This window comes from Streptomyces sp. 1331.2 (assembly GCF_900199205.1).
Taxonomy (GTDB): Bacteria; Actinomycetota; Actinomycetes; order Streptomycetales; family Streptomycetaceae; genus Kitasatospora.
The window spans coordinates 1,339,884-1,356,379 of the sequence record NZ_OBMJ01000001.1 but is presented as its reverse complement, the minus strand read 5'-3'; the positions used below and the strand labels follow the sequence as shown (position 1 = coordinate 1,356,379).

Here is a 16,496-nt window from a genome sequence, read left to right as displayed (position 1 = left end):
CGCCGTTACGGCTGCATCTCGTACGCGCCCGACAGCGCCTCGACCCGGCCCCACACCCGTTCGGCGCGCGCCGCGTCCGACACCGGGCGGCGCACGTTCGCCAGCGCCCAGGCGGCCTGCTCCTCGGTGGTGGAGGCCTTGCCGTGCAGCTCGGTGGCGTGCGCGGAGAAGTCGCGGACCAGCGCGTCGAAGACCTGGTCCAGCACGTCGCGGCCCTCGTCGGAGGCATCCAGGCCGGTCAACTCGGCCTGCTCCAGCACCAGCTGGCCGTAGACGATCAGCGCGAACAGCTGGCCGATCTCCAGCAGGAAGTCCAGGTCCGCCTGCTGCTCCTTGCTCGGCGCGTGGCTGAGCAGCAACTCGCAGAAGCTGTCGGCCTGTTCGCGGAAGCGGGCGACGTTGGGCAGCTGCGCCTGGCGGTCGTAGGCGGTGCGCCAGTCGTGGAAGCGGATCGCACCGAGGCCGCGGGCCGGGCCCTGGCGGAACAGGAAGGCGTCGTCGGCGGCGTCCAGCCGGCTCGGCACCGGGGCGTAATCGGCCGGGGCGAACAGGTAGTTGCCCATGAACTTGAGGATCAGCGCCAGGTTGACGTGGACGGTGCCCTCCAGCTTCGGCAGGCCGCGGATGTCCTTCGCCGCCTTGTCGAAGTAGGTGTCCGCCTCGAAGCCCTTGGCCGCGATGACGTCCCACATCAGGTCGATGACCTTCTCGCCCTCGGTGGTGACCTTCATCTTGGTCATCGGGTTGAACAGCAGGTAGCGGCGGTCCTCGGGGGAGGCGGTGCGGAAGTAGTCCACGGCCCGGGCGCTGAACAGCTTCATCGCCACCAGGCGGACGTACGCGTCGGTCAACTCCCGCTTGACGTGCGGGAAGTCGGTGACCTTACGGCCGTACAGCACCCGGTTGTGGGCGTGCGTGACGGCCTCGTACATCGCGTGCTCGCAGATGCCGACCGAGGCGGTGCAGAGGTTGAACTTGCCGACGTTGACGGTGTTCAGGGCGGCGTCGAAGGCGGCCTGCCCGGTGTGCAGCACGTCCTCGGCGCGCACCGGGTAGTCCTCCAGGCGGAACTCGCTGACGTACATCTGGGCGTTCACCACGTTCTTGACCAGGTGGTACGCCTCGTGGCGGCTGTCGGCGGCGAAGAAGACGTAGCCCTCGGGGCCCTCGACGTCCGAGCGGCGGCCGAACACCGAGACCAGGCTGGCCACGTTGCCGTTGCCGATGTAGTACTTGGAGCCGGTCGCGGTGAAGCCGCCCTCGCCGTCCGGGGTGAGGATCATGTCGGTGGAGTAGATGTCGGCGCCGTGGGTGCGCTCGGAGAGGCCGAAGGCCATGACGTGGCCCTCCGCGAGCAGCTTGGCGGCGCGGGCCCGGGCGGCCTCGTTCTCGCTCTGCCAGACCGGGCCGAGGCCCAGGATGGTGACCTGCCAGGTGTACCAGTAGCCGAGGCCGTAGAAGCCGAGGATCTCGTTCAGCTCGGCGATCCGTGCGGTGTCCCAGCGCTTGTCGGGGTCGGCCGCCGAGGGGGTCAGGAACTCCGCGAACAGGCCTTCCTTCGCGGCGAATTCGAGGAAGTCGGCGTACCAGCTGCGGTCGATGTAGGTGTCGATCAGCGCCTTCTTGCCGCGGGACTCGAACCAGTCCACGGTCGCGCGCAGCAGCCGGCGGGTCGGCTCGTCGAACTGTGCGGGGTCGTAGGTGCGCGGGTTGAAGAGCATCGAGGGCTCCCGGGAGTCGAGGGGTTCGGGGAGGGACAGGCTGCGAGCAGTGGACCGGCCGCCGAGCGGTGGACGGGCCGCCGAGCGGTGGGCCGGCCGGCTGTTGGGACGGTCTGTCGTCAGGACGGTCGGCCGTCGCCGGCGAGCCGGCGCAGGGTGGCGAGCACGTCGTCGAGCCAGGCGAGCGTCATCCGCTCGTACTCGATGCCGCCGCGCAGCACCACGTGCTGCAGCTCCTGGCCGGCGTCGAGCGCGGTGAGGTCGGGGAAGTCCCGTTGCTCGCCGTGCAGGTAGCGGGCGAGCAGGGCGGCGTGGCTGTCGCGGTGCCGCTCGACCTCGGAGATCAGTGCGGCCGGGTCGTCGAAGGCGGCGGCCCGGATCTTGACCGCGAGTTCGTGCCGGACGGTCTCCGGTTCGACCGGTTCGCGCAGCCAGTCGGCCAGCGCGGCCCGGCCGGGCCCGGCCGCCGAGTACACCTTCTTGTCCGGACGCCCGTCCTGGGCGACCTCCTCCGCGGCGACCCAGCCGTCCGCCTCCATGCGCCGCAGCACCCGGTAGATCTGCTGGTGAGTGGCGGTCCAGAAGCGGCCGATGGAGCGGTCGAAGCGCCGGGCCAGTTCGTAGCCGGAGCCGGGCCGTTCCAGCAGCGAGACGAGGATCGCGTGCTCCAGTGCCATGCCCCGCATCCTGCTATGCAACGAGTTGCATAGGCAATGCCACCCCGCGGTGTTGAGACGCAGGTCACCGACGTGATCGGATGGTTATCGATCATTCTGGACTATCAGGTGCAAAACGTTAGATAAGGGACAGAATGGGTACGAGGCCAAGCGCCTTTGTGGGGCAAGCCCTTCACGGGTGCCCATGAGGGGCGAGCGCCTCCCACGTTCCGGACCACAGGAGGTGGTATCGGTGGCAACCCATATCCCGACGGGCATGGAGCACCATCCGGACATCGTCGAACTACGCGAACACTACGAGCGGGTCACCTCGACCCCCCGAGCCCAGGGCATCGAAGCCCTGGCCGTACTGGCCGGCCTCTTCCTGGCGGCATCGCCATGGATCGTCGGCTTCACTGCGTTCAGCACCCTGACCGTGACCTGCCTGATCGTGGGTCTGGCCTACACCCTGCTGATGGCCGGCTACGGCACGGCCTATGAGCGCACCCACGCGAGGGCCTGGGCAGCCACCGCGCTCGGAGCCTGGACGATCATCTCTCCCTGGGCCGTCTCCGGTTCCGTCGCGCACGGTAAGAACATCGTGACCTGCATCATCGTCGGTGCCGTGATGTTCCTGCTCGGCCTCGCGGCGATCTCGATGGCCACCATGACGTCGAATGGAGCGGCAATGCGGCGCGGCCGGGCCGGCCGAGCCAGGGGCTGATCTTCCCCGCAGCCCGTGTCCGGGGCACGGAGGGCGCAATCCGCCCACCGCGCCCCGGCGCACGTCCCAGTCGCATGTCCCAGTCCGACGACCACCCCGCGGCTACGGGCGGGTCATCCGCAGCACGTCCAGCGCCTCGTCCAACTGCGCCTCGGTGAGCCGGCCCTGCTCGACGTACCCGCGCTCCAGCACCACCTGACGGATCGTCTTGCGCTCGGCCAGCGACTGCTTGGCGACCTTCGCGGCCTCCTCGTACCCGATGTAGCGGTTCAGCGGGGTCACCACCGACGGCGAGGACTCCGCGTACTCCCGGGCCCGTTCGACGTTGGCGGTGATGCCGTCCACCGTCCGGTCGGCCAGCAACCGGGCGCTGTTGGCGAGCAGCCGCACCGACTCCAGCACGTTGCGGGCGATCACCGGGAGCATCACGTTCAGCTCGAAGTTGCCGCTCGCCCCGGCCAGCGTCACCGTCGCGTCGTTGCCGACCACCTGGGCCGCGACCATCAGCACCACCTCGGGCAGCACCGGGTTCACCTTGCCCGGCATGATCGACGAACCCGGCTGCAGGTCCGGCAGGTTGATCTCGCCGAGCCCGGTGCGCGGACCGGAGCCCATCCACCGCAGATCGTTCGCGATCTTCGTGAACCCGACGGCCACCGTCCGCAGTTGGCCGCTCAGCTCGACCAGGGCATCCCGCGCGCCCTGCGCCTCGAAGTGGTCCCGGGCCTCGGTCAGCGGCAGGCCGGTCGTCCGGGCCACCTCCGCGATGACCGCCGCCGGGAAGCCCGGCGGGGTGTTGATGCCGGTGCCCACCGCCGTACCGCCGAGCGGGAGTTCGGCGACCCGGGGGAGCGTGGCCAGCAGCCGCTCCCGGCCGTGCCGCACCTGCGCCGCGTAGCCGCCGAACTCCTGGCCGAGTGTGACGGGCGTGGCGTCCATCAGGTGCGTACGGCCCGACTTGACCACCTCGGCGAACTCGGCGGCCTTGCGCTCCAATGCCTCCGCCAGGTGCTCCAGCGCCGGGATCAGGTCGTGGGTGACGGCCGCGGTGGCGGCGATGTGGATCGAGGACGGGAAGACGTCGTTGGACGACTGGCTGGCGTTGACGTGGTCGTTCGGGTGTACGGCGCGCCCCAGCCGCTCCCCGGCCAGGGTCGCGATCACCTCGTTGGTGTTCATGTTGGAGGAGGTGCCCGAGCCGGTCTGGAACACGTCCACCGGGAACTGGTCGTCCCAGCGCCCCTCCGCGACCTCCTCGGCCGCCGAGGCGATCGCCTCCGCCGTCTCCTCGTCCAGCACCCCGAGGCGGGCGTTCACCTGCGCCGCGGCCGCCTTCACCCGGGCCAGCGCGGCGATGTGCGCGCGCTCCAGCCGCTGGCCGGACACCGGGAAGTTCTCCACCGCCCGCTGCGTCTGCGCCTGCCACTTCGCGGCGGCCGGTACCCGGACCTCGCCCATCGAGTCGTGCTCGATCCGGTACTCCTGCGGCTGTTCCTGCTCGTCACCCATCGCGCGCTGCACCTCCTGTACGGGCCCGACCGGCCCGGAACGGATCTCCGATCACGACAGCGGCGCGCGGGCCCCGGGTATTTCCGCCCGGGCCGACGCACCGACCAGGGCCAGGGCCAGGGCGCCGGTGGCGGCAGAGGGGAGGCGCGAACGGGGGCGCGAACCGGGGCGTGAACGGGTCGAAATCGCGCCGTGATCACTCGAAGGAGTGAGGCGGCGGGTGGACGGCTCCAAACCGCCGTACGTGCTTCGTACGCTCCTTCCCGGGCCGGGCGGACACCGGCCGGACCCGGAGTGCCGCAGCCGGAGTGCCGCAGGTCGGCCCCGGCGCGGCCCGGAGCGACCAGGGATGACCAGGGCGAGGGGCAGACGGACGGATGACCACAGGACACGGTGTGACCGGTACGGCCGACGGAGCCGGCACGGCGGGCGGAGCCGGCGACGCACCGCACCGGGGGAGCGGGCTCACCCGGCGGCAACTGCTCGGCGCCTCGGCCGCCCTCGGCAGCGCGGCCTGGGTGCTGCGCGGCACCGTCGGCCCGGACAGCGCCGAGGCCGCCGCCCCCGCGCCGCCCGCCCTGCCCGCCGGCACCGAGCTCTACCAGCGGGTCTTCCAGAACTGGTCCGGCGAGATCCGCACCGACCAGCTGTGGACCTGCGCGCCCCGCACCCCCGAGGAGGTCCCGGCCCTCGCCGACTGGGCGCACGCCAACGGCTGGCGCCTGCGCGCCACCGGCTACCGGCACACCTGGGCACCGCTCACCGTCGCCGACCGCACCCCGGAGAGCGCCCGCGTCCTGCTCGTGGACACCAGCCGCCACCTCACCGCCATCACCGCCGACTCGCCCACCACCGTCCGGGCACAGACCGGCGCCACCATGGAGGCCCTGCTCGCGCACCTGGCCGACCGGGGCCTCGGCCTGACCGCCTGCCCGGCCCCCGGCGAGCTCACCGTCGGCGGCGTGCTCGCCATCGGCGGCCACGGCACCGCCGTCCCCGCCGCGGGAGAGGTACGGCCGGACGGACACGGGTACGGCTCGGTCAGCAACCAGGTCGTCCGGCTCACCGCCGTCGTCCTCGACCCCGCCACCGGCCGCTACGCGCTGCGCACCTTCGACCGCGCCGAGGCCGACAGCGCCGCCTTCCTGGTGCACCTGGGCCGGGCCTTCCTCACCGAGGTCGTCCTGCGGGCGGGCGCCGACCGCCCGCTGCGCTGCGTCAGCCGACTCGACATCCCGGCCGCCGAGCTGTTCGCCCGCCCGGGGTCCGGTTCGGCGGCAGGGACGGCTACGGACACAGGAACGGGCGGCGGGCTGCTCGGCGGAGTGCTCGGCGGGCTGCTGGGCGGTGACAGTGGCGGTGGCGGCGGTGCTCCGCGGACCTTCGCCGACTTCGTGGAGCGGGACGGCCGGGTCGAGGCGATCTGGTTCGCCTACACCGACCACCCCTGGCTCAAGACCTGGAGCGTCACCCCGACCAAGCCGCTCGGCTCCCTCACCGTCGACCAGCCCTACAACTACCCCTTCTCGGACAACGTTCCGGAGCCGGTGGCCCGGCTCGCCGGCGAAATCGTCGCCGGCGCCTGGGGATCGGCCCCGCTGTTCGGCCAACTCCAGTACCTGGTCGCGAAGGTGGGGCTCACCGGAGACATCACGGACGTCCTGCTCTCCGGCGGGCTGCTCCGCAATCTGCTCAGCGGCGAGGTGCTCACCCACCTTCTCGCGGGCGGCCTGCACTCCGACCTCTGGGGCCCCTCCCGCACCCTGCTCCAGTACGTCCGCCCGACCACCCTGCGGGTCACCGCCAACGGCTACGCGATCCTCGCCCGGCGCGCCGACCTGCAGTGGGTGGTCAGCGAATTCGCCGCCCACTACCAGGAGTTGCTCGCCGCCTACCAGGCCCGGGGCGAGTTCCCGGTGAACGGGGCGGTGGAGATCCGGGTCACCGGCCTGGACGACCCGGCCCACTCCGGAGTCGCCGGCGCCCGCCCCCCGCTGCTGTCCGCGCTGCGGCCGCGCGCCGACCGTCCGGAGTGGGACACGGCGGTCTGGCTCGACGTCCTCTCCTTCCCCGGCACCCCCGGGTTGGAACGGTTCGCCCGGGACCTCGAACAATGGCTGCTGCGCACCTTCGACGGCACCCGGGCGGGCCTGCGCGTCGAGTGGTCCAAGGGCTGGGCCTACACCACCGACGCGGCCTGGGCCGACCCGGACCTGCTCGGCCGGGTCATCCCGGAGAGCCTGCGGGCCGGCGGCGGGCCCGGCTGGGACGAGGCGGTCGCCGTCCTGGACCGGTACGACCCGCACCGGGTGTTCGGAAACCCCTTCCTGGACGGCCTGTTGAGGTAGCCGCCGGGGCGGCACCGTTCCCGAACTGATGAGTCGTCAGATGTGTTCCATGACGATCACCGCCAGGGTGTCCGGGGCGAGCGCGCGGAACACGTGGGGGGCGTCGCCCGGGTAGCTCACGTAGTCGCCCGGGCCCAGCTCGACCGGCGCTTCCGTCGGCCCGGCCAGCGCGCGCCCGGCGCCGATCATCACGTGCTCGACGGTGCCGGGCATGTGCGGGTCGGAGGCCCTGGTCTCGCCCGGCTGCGCCTCGATCCGGTAGATGTCGCGCCGGGCGTTGGGCGGGCAGGAGGAGAGCACGGTGGCGGCGTAGTCGGCGCGCTCGGAATGGGTCACCGGGCCCTCGCCGGCCCGGATCACCTTGACCGCCGGACGCGGCGGGTCGACCAGCCGGCTGAACGGCACGTTCAGTGCCACCCCGAGCGCCCAGAGCGTCTCCACGCTGGGATTGCCCGCGCCCGACTCCAGTTGGGAGAGCGTGGACTTGGCGATGCCGGCCCGCCGGGCCAGCTCGGCCATCGACAGCCCGCCGCGCTCGCGCTCACGCCGGATGGAGGCGGCGATCTGGCCGATCAGCTCGGCTCCGGAGCCGCCGGCGGCCGCGGCCGGGGTGGTCTGGTCATTCATGCTCGCCACTCACGCTTTCCTCTGGCTTCTTCTTCGGCTTCCTCGCCGCGCCGGCCCGTCTGCGGGTCTGCCCGTCTGCCCGTCTGCCCGTCTGCCCGTCTGCCCGTCGGCCCGTTCGTCCGTCCGTCCGTGGGCCTCCCGGCTCCTCGCTCCGGCGTCGGGCGGTCGGTGCCGTTCATGCTGCCACGGTTGCCCCGGCCTGCGGGGTGTCCGCGGGTGGTCGCTGTTCGGTCTGTCGGTCTTCTCGTTCGCCTTGACGAACTTGCGGGTTCGGGTTCACTCTGATGGACATGCGTTCGCTACTCCGAACACTGGAGCGCGCCACCCTGCGCGACATCGCTCTGGTCTGCCTGGCCGACGCCCTCGTCGGCGCCTCCTTCGGCGCGATCAGCGCCTCCGGCGGTCTGCCCCTGTGGGTGCCGATCGCGCTCTCCGTCCTCGTCTTCGCCGGCGGCTCCCAGTTCGCGGCGGTCGGCGTGGTGCTCTCCGGCGGCGGGGTCCTCGCGGCCGTCGTCACCGGGCTGGTGCTCAACGCCCGCCTGCTGCCCTTCGGCTTCACCGTCGCCGACGTCCTCGAAGGCCCCTGGTGGCGACGGCTGTTCGGCGCCCAGCTGATCACCGACGAGACCGCCGCGTTCGCCCTCCAACAGGAGGAGCCGCGGCGGCGCAGGGCGGCGTTCTGGCTCTGCGGGATCGCGCTGTACGCGGTCTGGAACGTCTCGGTGCTGCTCGGCGCCGTCGCGGGCGGGCTGATCGGCGACACGGACGCGCTCGGCCTGGACGCGGCCTTCCCCGCAGTGCTGCTCGCCCTCGTGCTGCCCTCGCTCGCGGACCGGCGCACTCGTACGGCGGCGCTGGTGGGCGCCGTGGTGGCGGTGGCGGTCACGCCGTACGTGCCGGCCGGGCTGCCCGTGCTGCTCGCCCTGGTCGGGCTGCTGTTCGCGGGGTGGCGACCGGGGGCGGCGGAACGGGTGGAATCGCTGGAGCCGGTACGGGCCGAGGAGAAGGAGGCGGTCCGATGATGCCGCTGTATGCCGTGCTGCTGTTGGCGGTCGGGACGTACGCCTTCCGGATCGCCGGACCGCTGTTCGGCGCCCGGCTCGCCCTGTCGGAGCGGCTGCGGCACCTGCTCGCGGTCGCGGCGACGGTGCTGCTGGTCGCCCTGGTGGCGACCGGAGCGCTGACCCAGGGACACGGATTCGCGGGATGGGCCCGTCCGGCGGGCGTGCTGATCGCCGGGGTGCTCGCGCTCCGTCGGGCACCGTTCCCGGCGGTGGTCGCCGCAGGCGCGGCGACGACGGCGGTACTGCGGCTGTGCGGGGTGGGGTGAACGACTGACAGATAACAGCTGACAGATGACAGATTTCGAAATCTGTCATCTGTCAGCTGTTATCTGTCAGCCGCGGGTCCAGCCCCCGGCCACGTCAGCCGCCCATGTCACTTTCCTCACTCGCTCGTGCCCACCCACCGCCCGGCCCGGTGCGGAATACTCGCCGGTACTCCGCCGAGACCGGTATCCCGCCGAGACCACAAGGAGCTTCGATGACGAAGCCGCCCCGGATCGACCCGTCCGACCTGCTCGCAGTCGGCGACCTCCTCACCGACGAGGAGCGGCTGATCCGCGACACCGTCCGCCGGTTCACCGAGGAGCGGATCCGCCCGCACATCGGCGAGTGGTTCGAGCGCGGGGTGTTCCCGGCCCGCGAACTCGCCCCGGAACTCGGCGCCCTCGGCGTGCTCGGCATGCACCTCGACGGCTACGGCTGCGCGGGCGCCGACGCGGTGGCGTACGGGGTGGCCTGCATGGAGCTGGAGGCGGCGGACTCCGGGCTGCGCAGCTTCGTCTCCGTCCAGGGCTCGCTCGCCATGCGCTCGATCCACGCCTTCGGCTCCGAGGAGCAGAAGCAGCGCTGGCTGCCCGGCATGGCCGCCGGCGAGCTGATCGGCTGCTTCGGCCTCACCGAGCCGGACTTCGGCTCGGACCCGGCCAACATGCGCACCCGTGCGGTCCGCAAGGGAGGCAAGGGCGACCGGGGTGGCGACTGGGTGCTGTCCGGCAGCAAGATGTGGATCACCAACGGCAGCATCGCCGACGTCGCGGTCGTCTGGGCGCAGACCGAGGAGGGCGTGCGCGGCTTCCTGGTCGAGGCCGGCACGCGCGGCCTGACCGCGACCGACGTGCGCGGCAAGCTGTCCCTGCGGGCCTCCGTCACCAGCGAGCTGGCCTTCGACGAGGTGGTCCTGCCCGCCGACGCCGTGCTCCCCGGGGTGGTCGGCCTGCGCGGCCCGCTCTCCTCCCTCAACGAGGCCCGCTACGGCATCCTCTGGGGCACCGTCGGCGCCGCCCGTGACTGCTACACCGCCGCCCTGGACTACGCCAAGAGCCGGATCCAGTTCGACCGCCCGATCGCCGGCTTCCAGCTGACCCAGCAGAAGCTGGTCGAGATGATGCTGGAGGTCGAGAAGGCCTACCTGGTGGCGCTGCGGATCGGGCGGCTCAAGGAGCAGGGCGCGGCCCGTCCGCCGCACATCAGCTTCGGCAAGCTCAACAACGTCCGCACCGCGCTGGAGATCGCCCGCAGCGCCCGGACCGTCCTCGGGGCCAACGGCATCACCACCGAGTACCCGGTGCTGCGGCACGCCAACAACCTGGAGTCGGTGCTCACCTACGAGGGCACCAGCGAGATCCACACCCTGGTCCTCGGCGAGGCCATCACCGGCGAGTCCGCGTACCGCTGACGGGACGTCCCACCCCCTGGTGGCCGACGGAAATCCGGTGGCCGGGCCGGTCGTGGCCCGGCTACCGTCCCGGCCATGACCAGCCCGCCCGTCCGCACGCCCCCGACCACCACCCTCTGGCGCCCCACCGGCCCCGAGGAGCTGGCCCTGGTCGAGGCCGCCGACTGGCGTGCCTGGCCGCCCCGCCTGCCCGACCAGCCGATCTTCTACCCCGTCCTCAACGAGGACTACGCGGTCCGGATCGCCCGGGACTGGAACGTGCCCGCCTCCGGCGTCGGCTACGTCACGCGGTTCGAGGTCGAGACCGACTTCCTCGCCCGCTACCCGGTACGGCAGGCCGGCGGCCGGACGATCCTCGAACTCTGGGTGCCCGCCGAGGAGCTGGACGAGTTCAACCGGCACATCGTCGGCCGCATCGAGGTCGTCCGCGAGTTCCGCCCCTGACCCGGCCGCGAGTTCCGGCCCTGACCCGGTCGTGCCCCGACCCGCGCCTGACCCGGCCCCGACCCGCGCCTGACCCGGCCGGAACCCGTCCGTTCGGGTCGACGGAGCATCCGCCCGACACCCGCCGGACACCCGGCGTTCGGTGGCGCGACGCCGGACGGTACGGCGGCCGGTGAAGCATGACGCGGTCGGCGGTGCCCGCGGAGGGTGCGCGCCGATCGTGCGCACGACCGAAAGGAACCACCGCCATGTCCGCTGCCCAGTGGCCCCGCCCCCGCGTGCTCGTCGTCGGGATCGACGGCGTCCGCCACGACTACCTGGCGCAGGTGCCGATGCCGCGCCTGCAGGAGGTCGCCGAGGCCGGGTTCCTGGTGCCGGTCACCGTGGCGGACACCACGCCGACCATGTCCGGGCCGTGCTGGGCCACCATCGTGACCGGGGTCGAGCCCGCCAAGCACGGTGTGTGGGGCAACCACCTGGGCGGCAACCGGCTCGACGTGTTCCCCGACTTCGCCACCCGGCTCAACCGCGGCGACCGCCGCCGCACCTTCGTCGCGGCCGGCTGGGACCCGCTGATGATCAACGAGTCCGGCGGTCCGCTCTTCCGTGCCCCCGGCCGGCTCTCCTACATCGCCCCGGCCGAGGACACCCCCGAGGCCTGGGAGGCCGTGGACGAGGAAGTCACCCGCGAGGCCGTCCACGTCCTCGGCACCGCCGACCCGGAGGCCTCCTTCGTCTACCTCGGCGCCGTCGACGAGACCGCCCACTTCCTCGGCTGCGGCGACGAGTACCGCGCCGCCATGCGCACCGCCGACGAACGCCTGGGCCGCCTCCTGGACGCCGTCCGCGGCCGGGCCGGGTACGCCGAGGAGCAGTGGACCGTCATCGTCGTCACCGACCACGGCCACGTCGACGCGGGCGGCCACGGCGGCCGTACGGTCGAGGAGCGGACGGCCTGGGTCGCCTGCGCCGGCCACGACATCCCGGCCGGGCCGCCCACCGGCGAGATCCGCCACCCGGACGTCGCCGCCCAGGTGTACGCCTCCCTGCTGCGCCCGATCGACCCGCACTGGACCCTCGACGGCCGCCCCTTCCCGGTCGCCCGCCCGGTGCCCGTGACGGTCTGACCCGTCCCCCGGTCAGCCCGGATACGGGAACGGGTGCGCCGGATGCCGAGGGCCGCCCTGTCCCGGGTGCAGCAGGCCGGGCTGCGGGGGAGCCGGGCTTGAGCGAGGCTCGATCGGGACTCGATCGGGGCTCGACCGGAGTCCGTCAGGGCTCGGGCCGCGATGTCAGGGGTCTCTGCCGAAGGACATACGCCTGAAGGTGGAGACGGTACCCCGTGGGTCGGAGACGGGATCGCGACCTGGTGGTGACGCTCCGCCGGGTCGGCACGGGCCACGATTGGTTGCACCGGACGGCGTACCGCGTCATCCGCCACCACCGGCCGGGCGCACCGGCCACGGACAGGGAGAGGGAAGCCGGGCATGAAGGGCATCGTGAGCAAGGTCGCGCTGGGAGTCGCAGGCACCGGCATGGCCGTCGCCGTGGCAGCCGTGGCAATCGGCCCGCGGGTGTCCGACTGGTACAGCGGGCGCCACCAGGAGCAGGCCGCGTACGAGACCGGCACCCAGGCCAAGGCCGACCGCCGCTCGATGCCGGCCTGGCTCCCCGACAACGCCTCCGGCGTGAAGTACCTGATGTCCACCACGGGCGACGACCGCCTGCTGCGCGCCACCCTCCCGGAAGGGCGGCTGCCCGTCGGCTGCACCGCCGGGCTGCCGGGCAGGACCGCGCACCCGGTGCCGGAGTCGCTCAAGGCCGGGTGGTTCCCGGAGAACGTCGTGGCCAAGGCCAGCGGCACCTGCGGCCACTACAACGTGGCGCTGACCGGCAACCAGCTCTACGCCTGGCAGGACGGCGCGGCGGTGCAGGCGGCGCTGCGCGCCGGGAACGTCGCCAAGCACTGAGCGCGTGCCGGTGCCGGGGCCCGGCCGTTCCGACTGCGGAGCGGCCGGGCCTTCGCCGTACCAGGTCCTGGGACGGACCCCCGCTGTCGGAACCAGGCCCGGCTGCGATAGGACGGAGCGCGAACGAAGCCCTCGTCACCCCGTCCCGTTAGGAGCGCCATGCCCGGCCCGACCGTCGGCCCCACCGACGACACGCCGACCGCTGCCGCCGACACAGCCACCGCCGACACAGCCACCGCTGACACAGCCACCGCCGACAGAGCCGTCGCCGACAGAGCCACCGCCGGGCGAACCGGCACCGGCCTGGCCACGATCGCCGTTCTCGGCGGCCTCACCGCGCTCGGCCCGCTCACCACCGACCTTTACCTGCCGGGCCTGCCCGCGATCGCGGACGACCTGGTCGCCGAACCGGCCGCCGTCCAGCTCACCCTCACCTTCTCGATGTTCGGCGTCGCGGCCGGACAGCTCCTCTTCGGACCGCTCAGCGACCGGTTCGGGCGACGCCCGCCGCTGCTCGTCGGGCTCGTCGCCTACACCCTGTCCAGCGTGGTGTGCGTGCTCGCGCCCAACCTGTCGGTGCTGATCGCCGCCCGTTTCGTGCAGGGCGCGGCGGGCTCCGCCGGGCTGGTGATCGGTCGCGCCGTCGCCCGCGACCGCTTCCAGGGCGTCGCCCTGCTGCGCTTCCTGGCCTCGATCGCGCTGATCTCCGGTCTGGCGCCGATCCTCGCCCCGATCATCGGCGCGCAGCTGCTGCGGGTCACCTCCTGGCGCGGCACCTTCGGTGCGCTGACGGCGCTCGGACTGCTGCTCGCCCTCGCCGCGTTCGGCGTGCTGCGCGAGACGCTGCCGCCGGAGACCCGGGACGGCGGCGGGCTGGGGGCGACCCTGCGGACGATGGGACGGTTGCTGCGCAACCTGCCGTTCCTCGGGCTGGCGCTGACCAGTTCCCTCGCGTTCGGGGCGCTGTTCGGCTACATCAGCGGGTCGTCGACGGTGCTCCAGCACGTGTACCAGGTCTCGCCGCAGACCTACAGCCTGCTGTTCGGGCTGAACTCGGTGGCGATCGTGGTGATGACGCAGGTGAACGGGCGGCTGCTGGCACCGCGATTCACGCCGCGGGCGCTGATGCTGGGCGCGCTCGCGGTGGCGGTCGCCTCGGGGGCGGCGCTGGTGCTGCTGACGACGGTGTGGGACCTGGGGCTGGCCGGATTCTGCTCACCGCTGTTCGTGATGATGGGCAGTCTGGGAGTGCTCCTGCCGAACACGGCCGCGCAGGCCCTCGGCCTGGTCGAGCCTCAGGTGGCGGGCACGGCCTCGGCTCTGCTCGGGACGGGCAACTTCCTGGTCGGAGCGGTGGTGGCACCGCTGAGCAGCCTCGGCGGGCAGCCGTCCGCGGTGCTGCTGGCGCTGGTGGTCCTGGTCAGCGGGATGCTGGCGACGGTGGCGTACCTGACGCTCTGCCGGCCGGGGCGGATGGCGGCAGCCCGCTGACGGTGGGCGGTGCGCGGGCAGGTGACAGCCGGCAGAGAACAGATAACAGGTAACAGAAAACAGATGACAGCTGACAGATGTTGAAATCTGTCAGCTGTCATCTGTCATTCGTCACCTGTTACCTGCTACCCCTCGCCCGCGCTCACGCGATCGAGAAGTCGTCCCCGTACACGTTGCCCTGGCCGTACCAGCCGTGCAGGTACACGGTGACGGTGCCCGAGGCGCCGGTGGTGAAGGGGACGGACAGCTTCGTCCAGCCGGCGGAGTTGGCCCAGGTGCTGGCGGTGGCGCCGCCGCTGACGCCGACGTACGCATAGTTGCCCTGCACCCAACCGCTCAGCGTGTAGCTGGTGTTGGGCTTCAGCGTGACGCTCTGCGAGCACTCGCCGGTCTGGCTCGCGGTGGCCGCGGCCTGCAGCGCGTGGGAGCCGGAGTGGACCGGGGTGGAGACCACGGCGCCGCCGCTCTGGCAGGTCCACGGGGCCAGACTGCCGGTCTCCAGGCCCCCGTTGACCAGTCCGGTCGTCGGTCCCGTCCCGGTGACGGTCAGTGTGTAGACGCCGGTGTGAGTGCCGGAGGCCGCCGTGCCGGTCACCGTGATCGGGTAACTCCCGGGGGCCGCCGTGGCGGTGGTGGTGATGTTGAGCGTGGCACTGCTGCCGGCGTTGACGCTGCCGGGGGTGACGGTGGCGGTGACGCCGGCCGGGGCGCCACTGACGGTGAGGTTGACGCTCTGCGCCGAACCCGCCGTCACCGCCGTCGCGATGGTCGCCGAGGTGGACGAACCGGCGTTGACCGTACCGGAGTTCGGGCTGGCGGTCACCGAGAAGTCGTTGCCCACCGTCGAGCCGCTGGTGAACGGCGCGAAGACGTGGGTGAAGTCCCAGGCGTTCTGGTTGATCCCGGAGCAGGCGTCGTCCCCGCCCTTGCCCGGGCAGCCGCCGTTGTCGCGCTGAAGCGCCCAGAAGGACAGCGTGTTGATGCCCTTGGACACCGCCCAGTTGTACACGGTGGTGGCGTTGGCCAGGGTGAAGGTCTCGGCCGCGCCGTAGTCGTCGATGCCGAGCATCTCGGTGATCCCGATCGAGCCCCACAGCTGGGCGGGGGTCTTGGACGGGTAGAGCTTGGCGAGCTGGTTGTAGAGGCCCTGCGCGGAGGTCTGGGTGTCGGCCGCCATGTCGTGGGTGGCGCCGTCGTAGTAGTCGAAGGTCATCATGTTGACGACGTCGATCCGCGCGTTGTTGCTGACCGCGTTCCTCAGCACCGCGAGGCCGTTGTCGGCCAGGCCGCTGGTGGTGGTCGGCAGCGTGTAGGAGAACTGGATGCTCCGCCCCTTGGTGGCGGCCCAGTCCTGCACGAGCTTGATCGCCTTGTTGCGGCGGTCGATCCCGGCGGTGTTGGTCAGCGAGTTGTCCTCGATGTCGAGGTCGATCCGGCTGATGTCGTAGGTGGTGATGACGTTCTCGAAGGCGGCCGCGATCTGGTTGACGTCGGTGCAGCTGTCGGCGAGCTCGGTGCCGGTGTTGTCGGCGGTGTAGCCGCCGAAGGAGGGGATCACGTCCCCGCCGTTGGCGCGGATGGTGGCGATGTCCGCGCCGAAGGTCGAGGAGGCGACCGGCATGGAGGAGTCGCCGTTCCAGTACGGGGTGCACGAGCCCTTGGTGGCGGCCTGCAGGAACGCCATGGTCAGGTGCTTGGCGCCGGACTGCGCGGCCAGGGTGGCCGGGCTCTGGCCGGTCCAGGCCTCGAAGTAGGGGGCGAACACCCGGCTGGGGAGCGGGGTGGCGGCCTGGGCGGAGCCCGTCCCGGCGGCGAGCAGGCCGGTCGAGGCGGCCAGCGTGGCGCAGGCCGTGAGGACGGCCTGGATGGTTCTGCGAAGACGCATGGATTCTCCAACAGACGTGGTGGGGCAGGACGTTGGGGAGGTGCGAACGGACCGGGCGCGGCAGAGCTCGGGGCGTGGGGGCGTGCGGGGTGCGGGCATGCGGGTGTGGCGAGTGGGGGCGTGCGGGTGTGCGGAACCCCGCCGGCTCGCGTGGACGCGGGCGGCGGCAGGACGGCGGTGCGAGAGCGTGCGCCGTACGGAGCGGGGGTGGAGCGGAACAGGCAGGGCAGGGCAGTGCCTCAGCCGCCGGTGGTCACACCCCCACAGTGCATCCCGGTCGGATCGACATGCCTATATTTGGACTAGACCACTGGCCTGTCAAGGGACCTGATGGTTCGTCATCGGACCGCCCGGACGCCCGAAGAGGGGCGAGCCGGGTTGC

Annotated in this window: 14 protein-coding genes; 9 read left to right on the top strand and 5 right to left on the bottom strand. The window is 72.2% G+C overall.

All coding sequences use genetic code 11. From position 1 onward, the window contains the following. Positions 1–5 precede the first annotated feature (5 nt). Positions 6–1,721 carry an acyl-CoA dehydrogenase family protein gene (locus CRP52_RS05830; RefSeq protein WP_097235411.1) on the bottom strand — a complete coding sequence of 572 codons (1,716 nt, stop codon included), beginning with the start codon at positions 1,719–1,721 and terminating at the stop codon, positions 6–8. Positions 1,722–1,840: 119 nt separating this feature from the next. Continuing rightward, the gene (locus CRP52_RS05825; RefSeq protein WP_097235410.1) at positions 1,841–2,398 is read right to left on the bottom strand and encodes a PadR family transcriptional regulator; all 558 of its coding nucleotides are present in this window, start codon (positions 2,396–2,398) and stop codon (positions 1,841–1,843) included. 232 nt (positions 2,399–2,630) lie between these two features. Between CRP52_RS05825 and CRP52_RS05820 the strand changes: the two genes are divergently transcribed. Next, positions 2,631–3,101, top strand: coding sequence for an SPW repeat protein (locus CRP52_RS05820; RefSeq protein ID WP_257032310.1), 471 nt, complete (start codon positions 2,631–2,633; stop codon positions 3,099–3,101). 102 nt (positions 3,102–3,203) lie between these two features. On the opposite strand, the gene CRP52_RS05815 is transcribed toward CRP52_RS05820, so the two are convergent. After that, complete coding sequence (locus tag CRP52_RS05815; RefSeq protein WP_097235409.1) at positions 3,204–4,610, bottom strand: class II fumarate hydratase; 1,407 nt, start codon at positions 4,608–4,610, stop codon at positions 3,204–3,206. Positions 4,611–4,987: 377 nt separating this feature from the next. On the opposite strand from CRP52_RS05815, the gene CRP52_RS05810 reads away from it, so the two are divergent. After that, positions 4,988–6,958: a cholesterol oxidase substrate-binding domain-containing protein gene (locus CRP52_RS05810; protein ID WP_097235408.1), complete on the top strand. Its 1,971-nt coding sequence runs from the start codon at positions 4,988–4,990 to the stop codon at positions 6,956–6,958. 36 nt (positions 6,959–6,994) lie between these two features. Here CRP52_RS05810 and CRP52_RS05805 read toward each other — a convergent pair whose 3' ends face one another. Further along, complete coding sequence (locus CRP52_RS05805; protein WP_097235407.1) at positions 6,995–7,585, bottom strand: helix-turn-helix domain-containing protein; 591 nt, start codon at positions 7,583–7,585, stop codon at positions 6,995–6,997. A 290-nt stretch (positions 7,586–7,875) separates the two neighbouring features. Between CRP52_RS05805 and CRP52_RS05800 the strand changes: the two genes are divergently transcribed. The 7 genes from CRP52_RS05800 (at position 7,876) to CRP52_RS05770 (ending at position 14,229) form a co-directional block, all read left to right on the top strand. Then, positions 7,876–8,607 carry an AzlC family ABC transporter permease gene (locus CRP52_RS05800; protein WP_097239865.1) on the top strand — a complete coding sequence of 244 codons (732 nt, stop codon included), beginning with the start codon at positions 7,876–7,878 and terminating at the stop codon, positions 8,605–8,607. After that, complete coding sequence (locus tag CRP52_RS05795; RefSeq protein ID WP_097235406.1) at positions 8,604–8,915, top strand: AzlD domain-containing protein; 312 nt, start codon at positions 8,604–8,606, stop codon at positions 8,913–8,915. The genes CRP52_RS05800 and CRP52_RS05795 overlap by 4 nt, the downstream gene beginning before the upstream one ends. 212 nt (positions 8,916–9,127) lie before the next feature. Then, positions 9,128–10,324, top strand: a complete 1,197-nt coding sequence (locus tag CRP52_RS05790) for an acyl-CoA dehydrogenase family protein (protein ID WP_097235405.1) — start codon at positions 9,128–9,130, stop codon at positions 10,322–10,324. A 75-nt stretch (positions 10,325–10,399) separates the two neighbouring features. Then, on the top strand, positions 10,400–10,768 hold the full coding sequence (locus CRP52_RS05785) for a hypothetical protein (RefSeq protein ID WP_097235404.1): 369 nt from the start codon (positions 10,400–10,402) through the stop codon (positions 10,766–10,768). Positions 10,769–11,016: 248 nt separating this feature from the next. Then, positions 11,017–11,895: an alkaline phosphatase family protein gene (locus CRP52_RS05780; protein WP_097235403.1), complete on the top strand. Its 879-nt coding sequence runs from the start codon at positions 11,017–11,019 to the stop codon at positions 11,893–11,895. Positions 11,896–12,255: 360 nt separating this feature from the next. Beyond that, positions 12,256–12,738, top strand: a complete 483-nt coding sequence (locus CRP52_RS05775) for a hypothetical protein (protein WP_097235402.1) — start codon at positions 12,256–12,258, stop codon at positions 12,736–12,738. Positions 12,739–12,897: 159 nt separating this feature from the next. Continuing rightward, positions 12,898–14,229: a multidrug effflux MFS transporter gene (locus tag CRP52_RS05770; protein ID WP_097235401.1), complete on the top strand. Its 1,332-nt coding sequence runs from the start codon at positions 12,898–12,900 to the stop codon at positions 14,227–14,229. Between the two features lie 142 nt (positions 14,230–14,371). On the opposite strand, the gene CRP52_RS05765 is transcribed toward CRP52_RS05770, so the two are convergent. After that, a complete protein-coding gene (locus CRP52_RS05765) occupies positions 14,372–16,114 on the bottom strand; it encodes a glycosyl hydrolase family 18 protein (RefSeq protein ID WP_097235400.1) in 1,743 nt (580 codons plus the stop codon). Between the last annotated feature and the right edge of the window lie 382 nt (positions 16,115–16,496).